At 65.3% G+C, this 14,963-nt stretch carries 14 protein-coding genes and 1 pseudogene; 7 read left to right on the forward strand and 8 right to left on the reverse strand.

The window, feature by feature from the left end:
• Nucleotides 1-127: 127 nt before the first annotated feature.
• Both B5G20_RS10640 and B5G20_RS10645 read left to right on the forward strand, forming a co-directional pair.
• Nucleotides 128-460: pseudogene (locus B5G20_RS10640) on the forward strand (AAA family ATPase); the annotation flags it as partial.
• Nucleotides 440-1,207 (forward strand): DUF4143 domain-containing protein, encoded by a 768-nt coding sequence (locus B5G20_RS10645; protein ID WP_343283996.1) that lies wholly within the window; start codon nucleotides 440-442, stop codon nucleotides 1,205-1,207. The pseudogene B5G20_RS10640 and the gene B5G20_RS10645, both read left to right, overlap by 21 nt.
• 86 nt (nucleotides 1,208-1,293) lie before the next feature.
• On the opposite strand, the gene moaC is transcribed toward B5G20_RS10645, so the two are convergent.
• The 3 genes from moaC to serS all read right to left on the reverse strand — a co-directional run bounded on the left by moaC (nucleotide 1,294) and on the right by serS (nucleotide 5,527).
• On the reverse strand, nucleotides 1,294-2,544 hold the full coding sequence (gene moaC / locus B5G20_RS08315; protein ID WP_087356453.1) for a cyclic pyranopterin monophosphate synthase MoaC: 1,251 nt from the start codon (nucleotides 2,542-2,544) through the stop codon (nucleotides 1,294-1,296).
• 128 nt (nucleotides 2,545-2,672) lie between these two features.
• Entirely contained in the window at nucleotides 2,673-3,872 is a 1,200-nt protein-coding gene (gene moaA, locus B5G20_RS08320) for a GTP 3',8-cyclase MoaA (protein ID WP_087356454.1), read from the reverse strand.
• Between the two features lie 371 nt (nucleotides 3,873-4,243).
• Nucleotides 4,244-5,527 (reverse strand): serine--tRNA ligase, encoded by a 1,284-nt coding sequence (serS, locus tag B5G20_RS08325; RefSeq protein ID WP_087356455.1) that lies wholly within the window; start codon nucleotides 5,525-5,527, stop codon nucleotides 4,244-4,246.
• Nucleotides 5,528-5,648: 121 nt separating this feature from the next.
• Here serS and B5G20_RS10485 point away from each other — a divergent pair, with 121 nt between their 5' ends.
• From B5G20_RS10485 to nth, 4 genes are all read left to right on the forward strand, one after another.
• A complete protein-coding gene (locus tag B5G20_RS10485) occupies nucleotides 5,649-5,819 on the forward strand; it encodes a DUF6724 family protein (RefSeq protein WP_204207742.1) in 171 nt (56 codons plus the stop codon).
• A 297-nt stretch (nucleotides 5,820-6,116) separates the two neighbouring features.
• Entirely contained in the window at nucleotides 6,117-7,412 is a 1,296-nt protein-coding gene (locus B5G20_RS08330; RefSeq protein ID WP_087356456.1) for a hypothetical protein, read from the forward strand.
• A gap of 120 nt (nucleotides 7,413-7,532) precedes the next feature.
• Complete coding sequence (gene rmuC / locus B5G20_RS08335) at nucleotides 7,533-8,969, forward strand: DNA recombination protein RmuC (protein WP_239286940.1); 1,437 nt, start codon at nucleotides 7,533-7,535, stop codon at nucleotides 8,967-8,969.
• A gap of 173 nt (nucleotides 8,970-9,142) precedes the next feature.
• Complete coding sequence (gene nth, locus B5G20_RS08340; protein WP_087356457.1) at nucleotides 9,143-9,802, forward strand: endonuclease III; 660 nt, start codon at nucleotides 9,143-9,145, stop codon at nucleotides 9,800-9,802.
• 313 nt (nucleotides 9,803-10,115) lie between these two features.
• Here the strand turns inward: nth and B5G20_RS08345 are convergent, their stop codons facing one another.
• Both B5G20_RS08345 and B5G20_RS08350 read right to left on the reverse strand, forming a co-directional pair.
• Nucleotides 10,116-10,718: a hypothetical protein gene (locus B5G20_RS08345; RefSeq protein WP_087356458.1), complete on the reverse strand. Its 603-nt coding sequence runs from the start codon at nucleotides 10,716-10,718 to the stop codon at nucleotides 10,116-10,118.
• 95 nt (nucleotides 10,719-10,813) lie between these two features.
• Nucleotides 10,814-11,350, reverse strand: a complete 537-nt coding sequence (locus B5G20_RS08350; protein WP_087356459.1) for a pyridoxamine 5'-phosphate oxidase family protein — start codon at nucleotides 11,348-11,350, stop codon at nucleotides 10,814-10,816.
• Nucleotides 11,351-11,536: 186 nt separating this feature from the next.
• Between B5G20_RS08350 and B5G20_RS08355 the strand changes: the two genes are divergently transcribed.
• Nucleotides 11,537-12,262, forward strand: coding sequence for a UTRA domain-containing protein (locus tag B5G20_RS08355; RefSeq protein ID WP_087356460.1), 726 nt, complete (start codon nucleotides 11,537-11,539; stop codon nucleotides 12,260-12,262).
• Nucleotides 12,263-12,674: 412 nt separating this feature from the next.
• Here B5G20_RS08355 and B5G20_RS08360 read toward each other — a convergent pair whose 3' ends face one another.
• The 3 genes from B5G20_RS08360 to B5G20_RS08370 form a co-directional block, all read right to left on the reverse strand.
• Entirely contained in the window at nucleotides 12,675-13,127 is a 453-nt protein-coding gene (locus tag B5G20_RS08360; protein WP_087356461.1) for a hypothetical protein, read from the reverse strand.
• Between the two features lie 208 nt (nucleotides 13,128-13,335).
• Nucleotides 13,336-13,875: a rubrerythrin gene (gene rbr / locus B5G20_RS08365; protein WP_087356462.1), complete on the reverse strand. Its 540-nt coding sequence runs from the start codon at nucleotides 13,873-13,875 to the stop codon at nucleotides 13,336-13,338.
• A gap of 156 nt (nucleotides 13,876-14,031) precedes the next feature.
• Nucleotides 14,032-14,958 carry an adenine glycosylase gene (locus tag B5G20_RS08370; RefSeq protein ID WP_087356463.1) on the reverse strand — a complete coding sequence of 309 codons (927 nt, stop codon included), beginning with the start codon at nucleotides 14,956-14,958 and terminating at the stop codon, nucleotides 14,032-14,034.
• Nucleotides 14,959-14,963 lie beyond the last annotated feature (5 nt).

Here is a 14,963-nt window from a genome sequence, read left to right on the forward strand (position 1 = left end):
CGGAGAAGGGCTACTGGGACTGACGCCCGGTACCCGATAGGCGGAAGGGCGGTACCGTCTCCCCGGAGGGTCGGTACCGCCCCCGAGGAACGCCGGTACTAAAAACGCGTGCTAGACAGGCAAAACCACGGCCATCAACCAGGCCATCAAGGCAACTGGCATCCCGTATCAAGCCGAGGCAGCAGATGGAAAGCAAGACTTGGGGAGCGCCTGGATAGACGTTGCATGGCGCCAGGCGCGCCAGCTCGCCAAACAACACGGCGTTGCCGCCCTCATTCTCGACGAAATCCAAAAGGTGCCGGAGTGGTCCGAAACCGTAAAACGCCTCTGGGACGAGGACACATGGGAGGAGACGCCCCTTCACGTGGTGCTTTCTGGCTCGTCATCGCTTTTGCTCAAAGCCGGCATCTCCGATTCGCTGGCCGGGCGCTTTGAGCTACTGCGCTCCACGCATTGGGCCTTTGCCGAGATGCAAGCCGCATTTGGCTACACGCTCGATGAGTACCTGCAGTTCGGAGGCTATCCCGGTGCCGCCGCTCTGCGCCACGACAAACCGCGCTGGACAGCCTACATGCGCGACTCCATCATCGAGGCGACCATCTCGCGCGATATCCTGCAGATGGAGGAGATTCGCAAGCCGGCACTAATGCGCGCACTCTTTGAACTGGGAGCTCAGTATTCCGGACAGGAACTCTCATATCGAAAGATACTTGGTCAGCTTGACGAGCGAGGCAACACCGACACCCTCAAGCACTACCTCACGTTGCTTGATGGGGCAGGCATGCTATCTGGCCTGCAGAAATATGACGACAAGCAGCTGAGAAGCCGTGCGAGCTCTCCGCGTCTCCTGGTACACGACCCATCCCTTATGACCGCCAGCTGGCACGGAACGGGCAGTCTGCTGGAACAACCAGACCTGCGAGGACATCTGGTTGAATCCGCTGTCGGTGCTACGCTGCTCGCGCGGAGCAAGACGGAGGGGTTCGATCTCTATTGGTGGCGCGATGGATCGCTCGAGGTCGATTTTGTCATCAAACGGGGAGATGACCTCAGCGCCATCGAAGTCAAAAGCGGACGTATTAAGAAGAGCGGAATCGGCGCGTTCTGCCAACGACATAGCGAAGCGCTGCCCATCATCGTTGGCGGCCGGAACACACCACTCGACGCCTTCTTGCACGGAGACGTCCCCCTCTTCACGCTCTCGTAGCCTCCAAGGTGTGAAGGACGGGCCCGCCCCCTACATGCAAGAGAGGCGGACCCGCCCTAGGCCCTCCGCCGGAGTGCTCTGCCAGGCTAGCGCGAAAGGTAGCGCTCCACCGCGTCGGCCACGGCGAGCTCGTCGTTGATGTCGATTGTGGGCACATCCACCCGAATGTGCATCGCGAGTGCGTCGTTGCAAGCGAGGGCGAGGGTGCGGTCATCAACGAGCTCGAGCGAGCTGGCGCCACGCATGCGGTCAACCCCGGAGCGGGCGACCACGATATTGGCGAGCCCAGCCGCCTTGTACCCCTCAACAAGCACCACGTCCACGTCTGTGTAGCGTGCGAGCATATGCTCGAGCGGCAACTCAGAGTCGGTGTCGGCGTACTCGGCATAGCGTTCGGCCGAGACGATGCCCACGTGGCGGCTCCCCGCGTGCGCATGGCGCCACGAGTCCTTGCCCGGCACGTCGATATCAAAGCCCGCGTGGCCGTGGTGCTTGATGGTGCCCACGCGGATGCCGCGACGGGTGAGCTCGGCGATGACCTTCTCCACGAGCGTGGTCTTGCCGGAGTTCTGGTAGCCCACAAAGGCCACGACGGGCACGGGGCAGGCGGCGTCGGGGCTCGCGGGCGCGGGCCGCGGCGCGTCGGTCGCGGGCGCGGTGCCGACCGCGGAAGCCGCAATGACAGCGCCCTCGTCGACGGCACCCGCCGCATCGGCGGCGCCGCTCAGCGATATGCCCTCGCGCTCGCCCCCGGCCTCCTCGGGCGCCTCGCCCACCTCGGCAGCGCCCCGCTCCCAAAGCCCGGACCGGCCGCCCTCCTTGCGGAGCAGACGCACGTCGACGATCTCCATGCCGCGGTCGACGGCCTTGCACATGTCGTAGATGGTGAGGCACGCGACACTCGCCGCCGTAAGCGCCTCCATCTCGATGCCCGTCACGCCCGTCACGCCGCAGGTCGTCCGCACGCGGAACCCCACGCGCCCGTCCGCCCGCGCCGAAGCCCAGCCCTCGGCGAGGCTCTCGCCCGGCGCAGCGATGGGCTCAATCTCGACCTTTGCCTTGGTAATCATGAGCGGATGGCACATGGGGATAAGCTCGCTCGTCCGCTTGGCGGCCATGATGCCGGCCACGCGCGCGCAGGCGAGCACGTCGCCCTTTTTGGCGCGATCCTCGAGAACCATCGCCTGCGTCTCGGGGTGCATGAGGATAGACCCCTCAGCGAGGGCGATGCGCTTGGTCTCCGCCTTTTCCGAGACGTCGACCATCCGCACGTCGCCGCGCTCGTCCACATGCGTGAGCTCATCGCGATAGGCGTCGCGTTTTGCCTGGTGATCCATGGTATCGACCTTTCTTGCCGTTGCGAACGAAGCTGCGTCCGGGTGGGATCGCGCGCGGAGGGGCATGGTCGTGGTGCGGAATTGTGGCGCACCGAGCCGCCCGTCATGCCCGCCAAAATGCTCCCGCACTAGCCGCCTATCTGGGACATGAACCGTTCGGTCCCCTCAATGACCTCGTGCTCCTGCGGCTTGTGGACAACCGCGTCGCGCCAGATGGCGAGCACCCGGGCGTCATCGCCCGCACGGAGCGCCTCGCGCACGGGATACTCCGCGTCGGAGAAGAGGCACGGGCGGATGGAGCCGTCCGCCGTAAGGCGCATGCGGTTGCAGGAGCTGCAAAAATGGTTGGACATGGCCGAGATGAAACCGACCGTGCCCGCCGCCCCGGAAAACCGCCAGTAGGCCGCCGGGCCCGCACCGGAGGGACCGCCGTCGGCAACCGGCTCGAGCCCGCCCAGCCCCGCCGCCACACCCGCATGCGAGATGCGCTCGCAGAGCTCTGCCGAGGGGACGGTGTCGCTCGCGTCCCACGCGCTCGCATTGAGATTGCCGCCGAGGCAATGCGGATCGGGAGCTGAGTTTTTGTCCGGCTGCGGCCCACCGGGACAAATGCCGGCCACCGTGGCGGGGCCGCCCTCCTCGAGCACCGCCGGCGCGTCGGCTTCGAACGCGGCGGCTGTGGGCGCATCCTGGGCCGCATCGTGCGCGCGATCGGTGCCAGTCTGCTCGTCGCCGATGGGCATGTACTCGATAAAGCGCACGTGCACAGGCCGCTCAACCGAGAGCTTCGCCAGCCCAAAAACATCCTGATTAAGCCGGCGCACCACCACACAGTTGACCTTGACGGGATCGAACCCCCAGGCAAGCGCCGCGTCGATGCCGCGGAGCGTCTGCTCCAAGCGGCCGAGTCGCGTGATCTGCGAAAACTGCCCAGGGTCGAGCGTGTCGAGCGAAATGTTAACGCGGTCGAGCCCGGCCTTCTTAAGCTCCGGGGCCAGTTTGGGCAGCAGCGCACCGTTGGTAGTAAGCGAGATGTCCTCGATACCGGGAATGGCCCGCAGCTCGCGAATGAGCGGTACGATCCGATGCGAGACGAGCGGCTCGCCACCCGTCAGCCGGACGCGGCGGATGCCCTCGCCCGCCACGAGGCGAACAAAATGAGAGATCTCCTCTGCCGAGAGCAGCTCGTCGTGCGCGCGCGGCGGAACACCCTCGGCGGGCATGCAGTAGATGCAGCGGAAGTTGCATTTGTCCGTCACGGCAATCCGCAGATAGGAGATGCCGCGGCCATAGCCGTCGTGCAGCTCGTGCGGCGCGCGGTCCAGCATACGGCGGCCCTCCCCGTCTCCCGACATTATTCTCTGTTGAGGATAACACGGACGACCGCGACTCGTGTCACGGGGGGATGGGTCCCCTGGAGCCATTCCAAGTGACTCATTTTGGGACGGGGTCAAAGGTACCCGCCACCGATTGACAAACTGCAAGGAAACCAGGGCAGCGCGGCAAGTTGTGCCGCGGATGGTCAAACGGAGAGGAGAATCGTCCCCTCGCCTTGACAATCTGCAGCTCAATACGGATGAGCCGGTGGATTGCAACGCAGTTTGTCAATCGGGGCGTGACGCCGTGCCCTTTGTTTGACGATCAGCAGCGGAACTCGCCCGGAGCACTGAGAAAAACGCACCCGTCCCCATATTCTCGCCTACTCGATCACCTCGAGTCCGCCCATGTAGGGACGCAGCACCTCGGGGACGGTGATGGTACCATCGGCGTTTTGGTAATTCTCCATGATGGCGGCCATCGTGCGGCCCGTGGGCAGACCGGAGCCGTTGAGCGTGTGCACGTAACGGCTGCCCTTGAACGCCGCCGGGTCGCGGTACTTGATGTTGGCGCGCCGCGCCTGAAAATCGCCGCAGTTGGAGCAGCTCGAGATCTCCTTGTAGGCGTTGTAGCTCGGCAGCCAGACCTCAACGTCGTAGGTCTGACGCGCCGAGAAGCCAAGGTCGCCGGTGCAGAGGCTGATCACGCGGTACGGCAACCCCAGCTGCTGGAGCAGGTACTCGGCCTCGGCCGTCATGCTCTCGAGCTCGTCGTCCGACTCCTCCGGGCGCGCAAACTTGACCATCTCGACCTTGGTGAACTGGTGCTGGCGGATGATGCCGCGCGTGTCGCGACCGGCCGAGCCCGCCTCCTCGCGGAAGCACGGCGTGCCCGCGGTGTAGCGCAGCGGCAGGTCGGCGGCGTCGAGCACCTCACCGGCATGCAGGTTGGTGAGCGCCACCTCGGCGGTGGGGATGAGGAACTGGTCCTCGCCCGTGTGATAGGCGTCGTCCTCAAACTTGGGCAGCTGGCCCGTGCCGTACATGATCTCGCGGTTGACGATCACCGGCGGGATGAACTCCTTAAACCCGCGGGAGATGTGCGTGTTGAGGAAGAAATTCTGGAGCGCGCGGTCGAGCGCGGCGCCAGCGCCGGCGAGCACGGTAAAGCGCGCGCCGGAGAGCTTTGCGCCGCGATCGAAGTCGAGAATGCCCAGGTCGGTACCCAAATCCCAGTGCGCCTTGGGCTCAAAGCCCTCGGCGGCAAAATCGCGCGGGGTGCCCCAGCGGCGACGCTCGGGGTTCTCGGTCTCGTCCTTGCCCACCGGCGTGGCCGCGCACGGGATGTTGGGCAGGTGCGCCATAAAGTCGTTGAGCTCGGCCTCGAGCGCGCTGCGGCGCTCGGCCAGACCCTCGATCTTCTCGTTAACCTCGCGCACGGCCTCCTTGGCGGCCTCGGCCTCGTCGCGTTTGCCCTCGCGCATGAGCGCGCCGATCTTCTTAGACTCGGCGTTGCGCGTGGCCTGCAATTCCTCGACCTCGGTGATCACAGAACGGCGCTCCTCGTCGAGCGCAAAGAAGCGGTCGCGGTCCCACGAGGTCTGGCGGTTTGCCATGGCCGTGTCGACGGCGTCGGGGTTCTCGCGAACAAATTTAATATCGAGCATGATTCCTCCCGGTCATATGCTCCTACGGGCGGTGCCGGTACGGACCGTACGCGCCCCGTGCTCTGGCAAGTATATACTTATTGCATCCTGACCCCGATGAAGAAGGCGAGAAGCCACCGGTATGGAAGCGTTTTTTACTTTTCTGTTTAGCACGCGCGCGGGGCTTGCGGTGCTCTTTTTTGGAGGCATCGCCGTCATTGCGATCATTGCCGCAGTGACCGAGCGCCGCACGCACCAGATCTACGTCGACCGCGGCCCCACCAGCGAGGACGAGGACGGCTGGACGCTCTAGGGAACCACCGATTTGGGGCTTTCGCGCAGCACGCCGTCGTGATGAGGCGGGCAGACCAAAGGCAAGGCGAGCGCAGTGGAGCTGCGCCGACGCCGACTCAGCCTGAGACCGCAAGCGCCCGTCACCGCAGCACCGGGCGCGAAATGCTCTGACCGGCTTTTCCCTAGCAGCGTTGGCCGGAGCGGAACGGCAGCCAGGCCGATCGCCCAGCCATAGGCGACTGAGGCCTTCCGCGCCAACCCCACCCCACCCCCGCTGACTCCGCTCATCCGCACCCGCTCGTAAGAAGGTGACCCCATGGCCTGGAAACCGCGCTCCCGCAGCACCGAGCCCAACATCGACCCCTTTAACGCGCCCGACCCCGTTATGCCGGGCGGCGAGCCCGAGGTCACGAGCCTAGACGACCAGCAGGCCGAGGAGCCCGAGGCCGCACGCGACCGCAGCGACGGCATTGAGCGGATGATCCGCCGAAACAAGCGCAAGGAGCCCGGCCACGGTGCGCATCGTCCGCAGCGTTCGAGCCGGGCGAGCGACCTCTCCGATACGCTGGGAATACCCGGCGGCACGGGGCGAGGCTCAAGGTCGGGTCCCAGCGCCCTCACGGCAGGTCCTGCGATCGGTGATGCCAATGAGCCCGACGAGGAACCTGTCTCCCCCATCCAGGACGAAGAACCGCTCGCTGAGCGCGACAGCCAGACCGTCAACAGCGAGAACAACGGTACGGCGGGGCGTGGCAGCAGCCCATCGCACCCCGCGGGCCCACGGCACAGCTGGACGCAGCAAGCCAGCGGCACCCGCAACTCGGGCAGCACCGGCCGCCTCCAGCGAAAGCGCTCGACCCTTGGTTGCATCATCCTGGCCATCATCGGCATTACGCTTCTCAGCAACGTGGGAGCGCTCCTTGTGGGCTGCGTCGGCAGCATTGCCGAGGTTGCAGGCGATGCCTTCAGCGAGCTCGTCGATCCTCCCTTGGGCGACGTCGACGACGGTCCCACCTACGACTACAGCTACGACGCCTACGACCTTGCGCAGACCTCGCTCAAGGAGAATGTTCGCAACGCCACGACCGAGGAACTCGACCGCGCCATTGCCGGCGAGGAGGATTACGTCGCACGGATGGCCTTTGCCTTTAGCGACGCGTTCTCTATCTCCACCGGAATCGACCCCTCCGAGGTGGGCATCGACGCAAACGAGCTCGCCCGTCAGGCGCTCACCAAGATGACCTACAACGTTGAGAGCATCTACGCCTATGGCGACGCCACGGCCGACGGTTTTGCCTTTGAGTGCAGCTCGTACTTTTATACCTACGCGCCCGACCTCCGCGACCTGGGCTACGACGCGGCCGACTACCTCTCCGACCTCACGTCCGGATCGATGCGCATCGGCGACCTCTCAGAAGACGACCGCTCCGAGCTCAGCGCCTTTGTTGCCAGCGAGCTGGACAAGCTCGAGACAACCGAACACTACGAATACATGAAGTTTACGGCCACGGCGGATGCGGAGGGTACGGTTACCTCCGGCCCCGAGCTCGACCGCGGCGCCTGGCTGGACCAGCTTGCCGGCGATGTGGGCGCGTACGACTATCAGGGCTAGCGCCGACGCAGCCAGATAGCTCGCGCCTCCGAGCAAAACGACCGGCCGGCCCGCGCAAACAGCCCGGCCCCACGCAACCACATCCCGGCCCGCGCAGCCCCGCCCCACCGAAAGGACCCTATGGACCCGTTTGAGATCTTTCTCGTTATCGTTATCTGCCTCTCGTGGGTGCTGCTTGCCGTGAGCATCATCCGCCGCCGCCCAATCGAACGCGACGTAGAGACGCAGCGCGCCGAGATCGACCGCGCCTTCCGCGAGATTGGCGACAAGCTCGGCGAGCTCGAGGGCATGCGCGGCAACCTCACCGTACTCGCCCAGCACGCCGCCACCGAGTCGGCGCTCGACCGCCAGCGCCACGACGCCCTGGTGCAGCGCCTTGCCGAGTCCGACGAGCGCGCCGGCACCGAGCGCCGCGAGGTAACCGAGCGGCTCGATGCCAGCCGGCAAACGCTCGACACGCGCCTCTCGCAGATGACGGAGCGCATGGGCACGCAGCTCACCGAGGTGCGCGGCAGCATGGAGCGCCAGCTCACCGACATCCGCAGCGACACCAACACCCAGCTCGACCGCATGCGCGCCACAGTGGACGAGAAGCTGCAGAAGACCCTCAACGACCGCATCACGCAGTCGTTTGCGCTGGTAAATGAAAGCCTCGACAAGGTGGGCCGGGGTCTGGGCGAGATGCAGAGCCTCGCCGCCGACGTGGGCGGACTCAAGCGGGTGCTCTCGGGGGTCAAGACGCGCGGCATGCTCGGCGAGGTGCAGCTCGGCGCTATCTTGGCCGAGATGCTCGCGCCGGGGCAATACGACCGCGATGTGGCAACCGTCCCGGGCTCCGACCGGCGCGTAGAGTTTGCCATCAAGCTGCCGGGCGACTCCGGCGGCACCGTCTACCTGCCCATCGACGCCAAATTTCCCGGCGACGCCTACGAGCACCTGCGCGACGCAGCAGACCGAGGCGACGCAGCCGCCGTCGACGCCGCGTGGAAGATTCTCGAGCGCCGCCTTAAGGAGGAGGCCAAGGACATCCGCGACAAGTACCTCGAGCCGCCCGTGACCACGACCTTTGGCATCCTCTTTTTGCCCTTTGAGGGACTTTACGCCGAGGTGGCGGGCCGGCCGGGACTCCTCGAGGAACTCTCGCGCACCTACCGCGTGACCGTGGCGGGGCCGAGCACCATGGCCGCGCTGCTGAACAGCCTGCAGATGGGGTTTCAGACCGTTGCCATCCAGCAGCGCGCGAGCGAGATCCAAACGGTGCTCGCCGCGGTAAAGACAGAGTTTGGCACCTATCAAAAGCTGCTGCGCCGCGCTCAAAAGCAGCTCGGCACGGTGAGCCGCACGGTCGACACACTCGTGGGCACGCGCTCGCGCGCCATGGAGCGCAAGCTCCGAAGCATCACCGAGCTGGACGACCCTGCCGAGGCCGCGCGGATTCTGGAGATTGAGGGGCTGCCCGAGGACGAGCTGCTGGAGGACGACACCGCTGACGACGCGGCGGACGAGATCGAGGCAACTGGCGCAGAAGATGCCGACGCCGGCGATACCGCTCAATAAGCAAGCTCAAACAGCACCGACCCCGCCCCAAGTGCACCCGCAAACGCCCGCAGCGCCTCCCCTCGCTGCGGGCGTTTTAGGTAAAACCGCGCAGCGCGTCCCTCAGCGATGTGCCATGATGAGAGCGTATGCACCGCCGGGCCCGCAGCGCCCGGCACACAAGGAGGTCAGCCATGCCCCGCGAGTCCAACGCCGTTAAGCGCGAGCGCGCGATTGAGGTCTGCGAGCGCCTGAACGCCCGCTACGGCCCCGTCGAGTGCTTCCTCGACCACGCCAACCCCTTCCGGCTCGTTATCTCGGTGCTGCTCTCGGCGCAGACCACCGACGCGCAGGTCAACAAGGTCACGCCCGAGCTCTTCCGCCGCTGGCCCACCCCCGAGGCGCTCGCTGGCGCCACCCCCACCGAGGTGGGCGAGGTCATCAAGTCGCTCGGCTTTTACAAGACCAAGGCCAAGCACGCCGTGGCGTGCGCCCAGATGATCGTGGCCGACTACGGCGGCGAGGTGCCGGCCGACATGGCGGAGCTCGTCAAACTCCCCGGCGTGGGGCGCAAGACCGCAAACATCGTGCTCAACGTGGGCTTTGGCATTGTGGAGGGCATTGCGGTGGACACGCACGTCAACCGCATCGCGCACCGGCTCATGCTCTCGCCCAAGACGCACGCCAAAGAGCCGCTCAAAACCGAGCAGGACCTGCTCAAAATCATCCCGCGCGAGTATTGGAGCCAGGTCAACCACCAGTGGATCAGCTTTGGGCGCGAGATCTGCGATGCCCGCAAGCCCCGCTGCGGCGAGTGCCCTCTCGCCGACATCTGCCCGAACGTGCGGGTGTAACGAGCCGGCCTTGGGGCTGACGATGGTTGGCCTCCGCTCACGGGAGTCGCGCTCACGTGGGACCGCTGCTTGCGTGGGGCCGGCATCATCGCCCGCCGTGGCAGACCGCACCGACAAGTTCTGTCAACTCGGGCCGGAAAACTGTGCAAGAATCGCGCCGGACCGAGTAGCCTAAAATACGACAACGCCCCGACCTGCGCTTTTTTGCACAGGTCGGGGCGTCTACGCAACGGGTCCCGAATCTTACACAGTTTTCCGTCCTGAGTTGACAGTGCCTCGCCAAACCGGGCCTCGCGCGCCTTCTTTGCCGCCGCTATGCCAGTCCAAGCCTCCAGGAGGCAAAGGCGCACACGGCGCAGATCACGATCACGACCAGCGCGCCCGAGATGTCCACCACCACGCCGCCCACGCCGCGGCGCTCGCGCCACTCGGTGAGCTCCCCGGCCGCCGGGCGCCACAGCCGCCACAACAGCACCGCGCACCCCGCGAGGCCCACTACGTTCTGCAGCATCAGCTCGGCGCAGATGAGACCGATGAGGTTGCCGAGGGCATACCCTCCGTCGCCCTCGGTGTAGTGGTGGTACGCGATTCGGATGAGCCACGCAACGAACGGCTGCGCCACTGCGGCGAGAAAGCTCACCACAAAACCCGGGTCGCCGGCAAACGCCTCCTCGAGGCTCACGCCTCCCAGGCCAACGTAGCCCCACACCGCAAAAGGAAAGATGACGAGCACCACCTCAACGGTGGTAACGATGCGGCGGGTAAGCGTCTCGCGCGCACTCTCGAGGTTGCGAGCCACCCGGTCGCGGCGCAGGACCTCGCGCCCGGGCGCCTCGCTCTGCTCCTCTGCCACCCCTGACGTGCGGCGGGCCGCCGCGCGCTCGGCCGGGGTCATGTGCTTCTTGCGCTTGCCCATCGTATCCTCCTTGCTCGACCGCGGGCGCATCCGCGTGTCGGCACTTGCCCAAAGGACGCGGTACGTCCAAGCCGTCTGGTTTCTCAGCAGCTCCCTCACGCGCACGGCGCCGCGGGACCCGTCTCGGGCAGCGGCAGCCGGTGCTCGCCGGGGCGCTCGTTATCGCGGAACTTCCCCGTCATGTGCTCCACCTTGAGGCGGTAGACCGTCGTAGCGAGAACCGACTTGGGGTTGTAGGGAAAGTCCTCTTCGTGGTAGTGGCGCATCAGAATGTCGAGGCCCACGGCGCGCTCCTCGTCGGGCAGAACCTCAATCACCCCGCGGCCGATGACGCTCCGGTACCCCATCGTGCAGGTCATGCGCTCGTCGTAGAAGATAAAGCGATGATCGCAGTCCACCTCAAAGCTCGCCCGCGGGTCCCGGGCGATGAGCTCGAGCTTCTCGCCCCGGCGCGCACTGTGGAAGTAGAGGTAGACCGTCCCGTCTTCCTCAACGTCCACGCCAAAGTTGAGCGGCACGATGTAGGGCGCGCCCGTATCGGGATCGTTGAGTGCAATGCGGCAGACGTCGCAATCGCGCAGGATGGCGAGCTGCTGCTCGCGGTCGGTAATCTCGCGGTCGGTGCGAATCATGGGTCCTCCCCCTCTTATCGCGTCACAATGGGGACGGGTACATGTTGTGCCATCCGGCGGAACGCCGTGAAAAATGGCACAACATGTACCCGTCCCCATTGTGCCACGCGACACCCTGCGGCACGTACCGTGTGCCAAGATGCGCTACACTAGTTAATAGTTGTACGAACAAGAATGAGGTATCCCATGCCCAAAGCGGTCTTTCGGGACATCTACCGCGACCTTAAAGAGCGTATCGAGCGCGGTGACTATCCCTATCAGGCATTTCTTCCCTCCGAGGCGGAACTCACCGAGGCGTACGCCTGCTCGCGGAGCTCGGTGAGGCGTGCCCTCGGCGCCCTTGCGGCTGACGGCTACGTGCAGTCGCAGCAGGGCAAGGGCGTGCGCGTGATCCGCAACCCGCAGCTCATCGACCAAGCGGGCTACAACGGCCTCGAGACCTTCAACGAGCTCGCGGCGCGCTGCGGCTTTACCCCGCACACCCATCTCATCACCCTCGACGAGGTGGAGGCCGACGAGAAGCTCGCCGAGATCACCGGCTTTGCGCCGGGCAGCCGCCTTGCCCACATTTTGCGCTCACGCTCGGCCGACGGCCTGCGCATCTCTACCGACGAGAGCTTTTATCTGGCAAGCGAGGTTCCCGGGCTCACCCCCGAGGCCGTGCGCAACTCGGTCTACGCCTACCTCGAGGGCACACTCGGCATGAAGATCGTAACGAGCAAGCGCACCATCACCGTAGAGCCGGCCACCGAGGCGGACCGGCGCTACATGGACCTCGGCGACTTTAACGCTGTGGGCGTGATGCGCTCGCACACCTTTGACGCCGACGGCGTGATGATCGAGTACACCGAGTCGCGCCAATGCCCGGGGTTCTTTGCCTACCACGAGACGGCCATCCGCCCCGGGCACTAAGGTAAAGTACGATCCGCGGCAACGGCGAAGAGGCAGTGTCGCCGTTGCCGCAAAATGTCACCTAAGGCATCTCCAGAACAGTCCTATGTGACACAGTGCGGTAACCGTGGCTCCACGTCTCGCCGTTGCCGCAGATCGTCATCTAAGAAGGCTGCGGTACGGGCTTAGGTAACAATCTGCGGCAACGGCGACCAGCCCCTCTCACGGTTACCGCAGAATGTCACGTAAAACACTCCCAGCACGACCTTAGGTGACAAAGTGCGGAAATCGCTCGCAGCCCCGTCATTGCCGCAGACAGTCATTCAGGGAATCGGCGGGTGCCCATAGGGCCTTACGGACTCCATCGACGTGCAGCGGGGCGCCCGGCCACACATCCGCGTTTCCCAAAGAAGCAGCCCGCTGTCTGCTTGCCTTATACGATGGACTGGATGAGCTCGATGACGTTGTGCGCAAGGTCGCCCAGCAGCTCGACCACCTCTTGGGGCGTGGCGCCGTTGAGGATGCAGGTGAGGGTGTAGCTCGCCACAAAGACTACGGCAAGCACCGCGGGGACAAGCACGATTGCCGCGATTGTCCGTACCACCGCGGCAAGCTTGCGCCGGCGTGTCCGCGCCCGATCGAAGGCAAGCTCGGTCTGGTAGCTCTCCTGCTCGAGCGAGTAGGAGCCATCGGGGCGCACCTCATCCGGCGCATCCTCTCGCGCTACCACGCGCTCACGGCGCGCCGCCTCATGCTCGCGATTCGCTTGTTGCTGCTGGGAATCCGCTTCTGGCGCACTCGGTTGCCACAGGGCTGCGGAAGAGCCGCCCTCCCCTGCCGCCGTCCGCCGCGCGCGCATCTCCGCCGTCTCGACAAAAAGGTTCATGACAAAACCTCCCCTGATCGGGGAGTGCGGAGACGGGTCTTTAGCATGACCGCTTGCCCGGCGCTTGTCAAACGGCACGAAAAAGGCCGAGGGCAAACCGACGCGCGCAAAACGGACGGCTTGTCCTCGGCCCCTTCATATGCAACGGGGGCGCCGCCCGCAGGCAGCGCCCCCGTCTCGTACCGTGTGGCGGATAGCCTAGAGTCGCCTAGTAGTTGACGACCTGCTCCTCAAAGTAGCTCTGCGGATGGTTGCAGACCGGGCACATCTGCGGAGCGGTCGGGCCAACATGCAGGTGACCGCAGTTGAGGCACTTCCACACCTTGACGCCCTCGCGATCGAAGACCTCGCCCTTCTCCACGCGCTCGGCGAGCTTGAGGTAGCGCTCCTCGTGAGCCTTCTCAACGGCGCCCACGCCGCGGAACTTAGCCGCGATCTCCTTGAAGCCCTCGGCCTCGGCGGTCTCGGCAAACTCGGCGTACATCGTGGTCCACTCGTAGTTCTCGCCCGCGGCGGCATCCTTGAGGTTGTCGAGGGTGCCCGGCACCGCACCGCCGTGCAGGTACTTGAACCAGAGCTTGGCGTGCTCGGACTCGTTCAGAGCGGTCTCCATAAAGATGTTCTGGATCTGAACGTAGCCGTCCTTCTTGGCCTGGGAGGCATAATAGCGATACTTGGTGTGCGCCTGCGACTCGCCGGCAAACGCGGTCTCGAGGTTCTTCTTAGTCTGGGAGTTCTCAAAGTCCATGGGTGTTCCTTTCCCTCTGTGAGAACGATTCCGCACCGTTGTGCGCTTGTTTTTGCTTATACCCAATCCGCTTGGCAATTCCCCCAACGTACCGCGGAAGAATCACCCATCATCATTGCTACGTATTTGATTGCAATTTTGCATGCGTGCGCGAGGTTAGGCGATGAGCCAGCGACCATCCCGCTCCGCGCAGAATCCCTCGCGAGTGAGCGCCCCGAGCAGCTCCTCTACCAGGCTGCGCTCCACAGGTTCACGCCCCGCCTGATGCTCAAACGCATCCAGGCCCGCCAGCACCTCATCAAACGAGAGGCCCGCCGGCTCGGCACCGCGCGCGGCGAGGAGCATCCGCACGACCTCGGCGCGCTTTTGGCGACGCGACCCCTCAAAGCGCGACTGGCGTACGTGCCCGGCCGAGCGACGCGACGGGTTGGGCACGGTCTTTTTGAGGTACGCCCCGCAGTCGAGGAGCGCGTAGTACCAGTTGCGCGGCGTATCCTCCGCATCCTGCGGAACGGCATAGCGGCCGGCGGAATCATCGTCCGCGTCCCCAGCATCGGCCGAGCCCGCGGGAGCCGCCGGGCAGGCGGCCTCGATAAGCGGGATGAGCTCGCGGTCGGGCACGCCCGGCACATCGGGAAAGAAGTGATGCAAAAAGACGGTGCGCACGTTGGTCTCGAGATACACGCCCGGCAGATCAAAGGCAAAGGCGCGGATTCCCTGCGCCGTGGCGGGGCCGATGCCCGGCAGCGCCCGGAGCTCGGCAGCATCGTGCGGAAACACGCCGTCGTAGCGGTCCACAATTTGACGCGCCGCCTCGTGCAGGGCGAGCGCCCGCCGATTGTAGCCCATCCCCTGCCACGCCTCGAGTACATCGGCCGCAGAGGCAGCGGCAAGCGCCTCCACGCTCGGAAAACGTTCAAGCCACGCAGGCATGCGCTGCTCAACGCGCGGCACCTGCGTCTGCTGGAGCATAACCTCAGAGAGCCAGATCTGATACGGGTCGCGCGTGCGGCGCCAGGGCAAATCGCGATAGAGGCGCCGCCCCTCGGCGCGCATCAGGCTGCGGAAGGAGTCGAGTTCCATGAATG

The organism is Collinsella sp. An7 (genome assembly GCF_002159335.1).
Classification (GTDB): Bacteria; Actinomycetota; Coriobacteriia; order Coriobacteriales; family Coriobacteriaceae; genus Coprousia.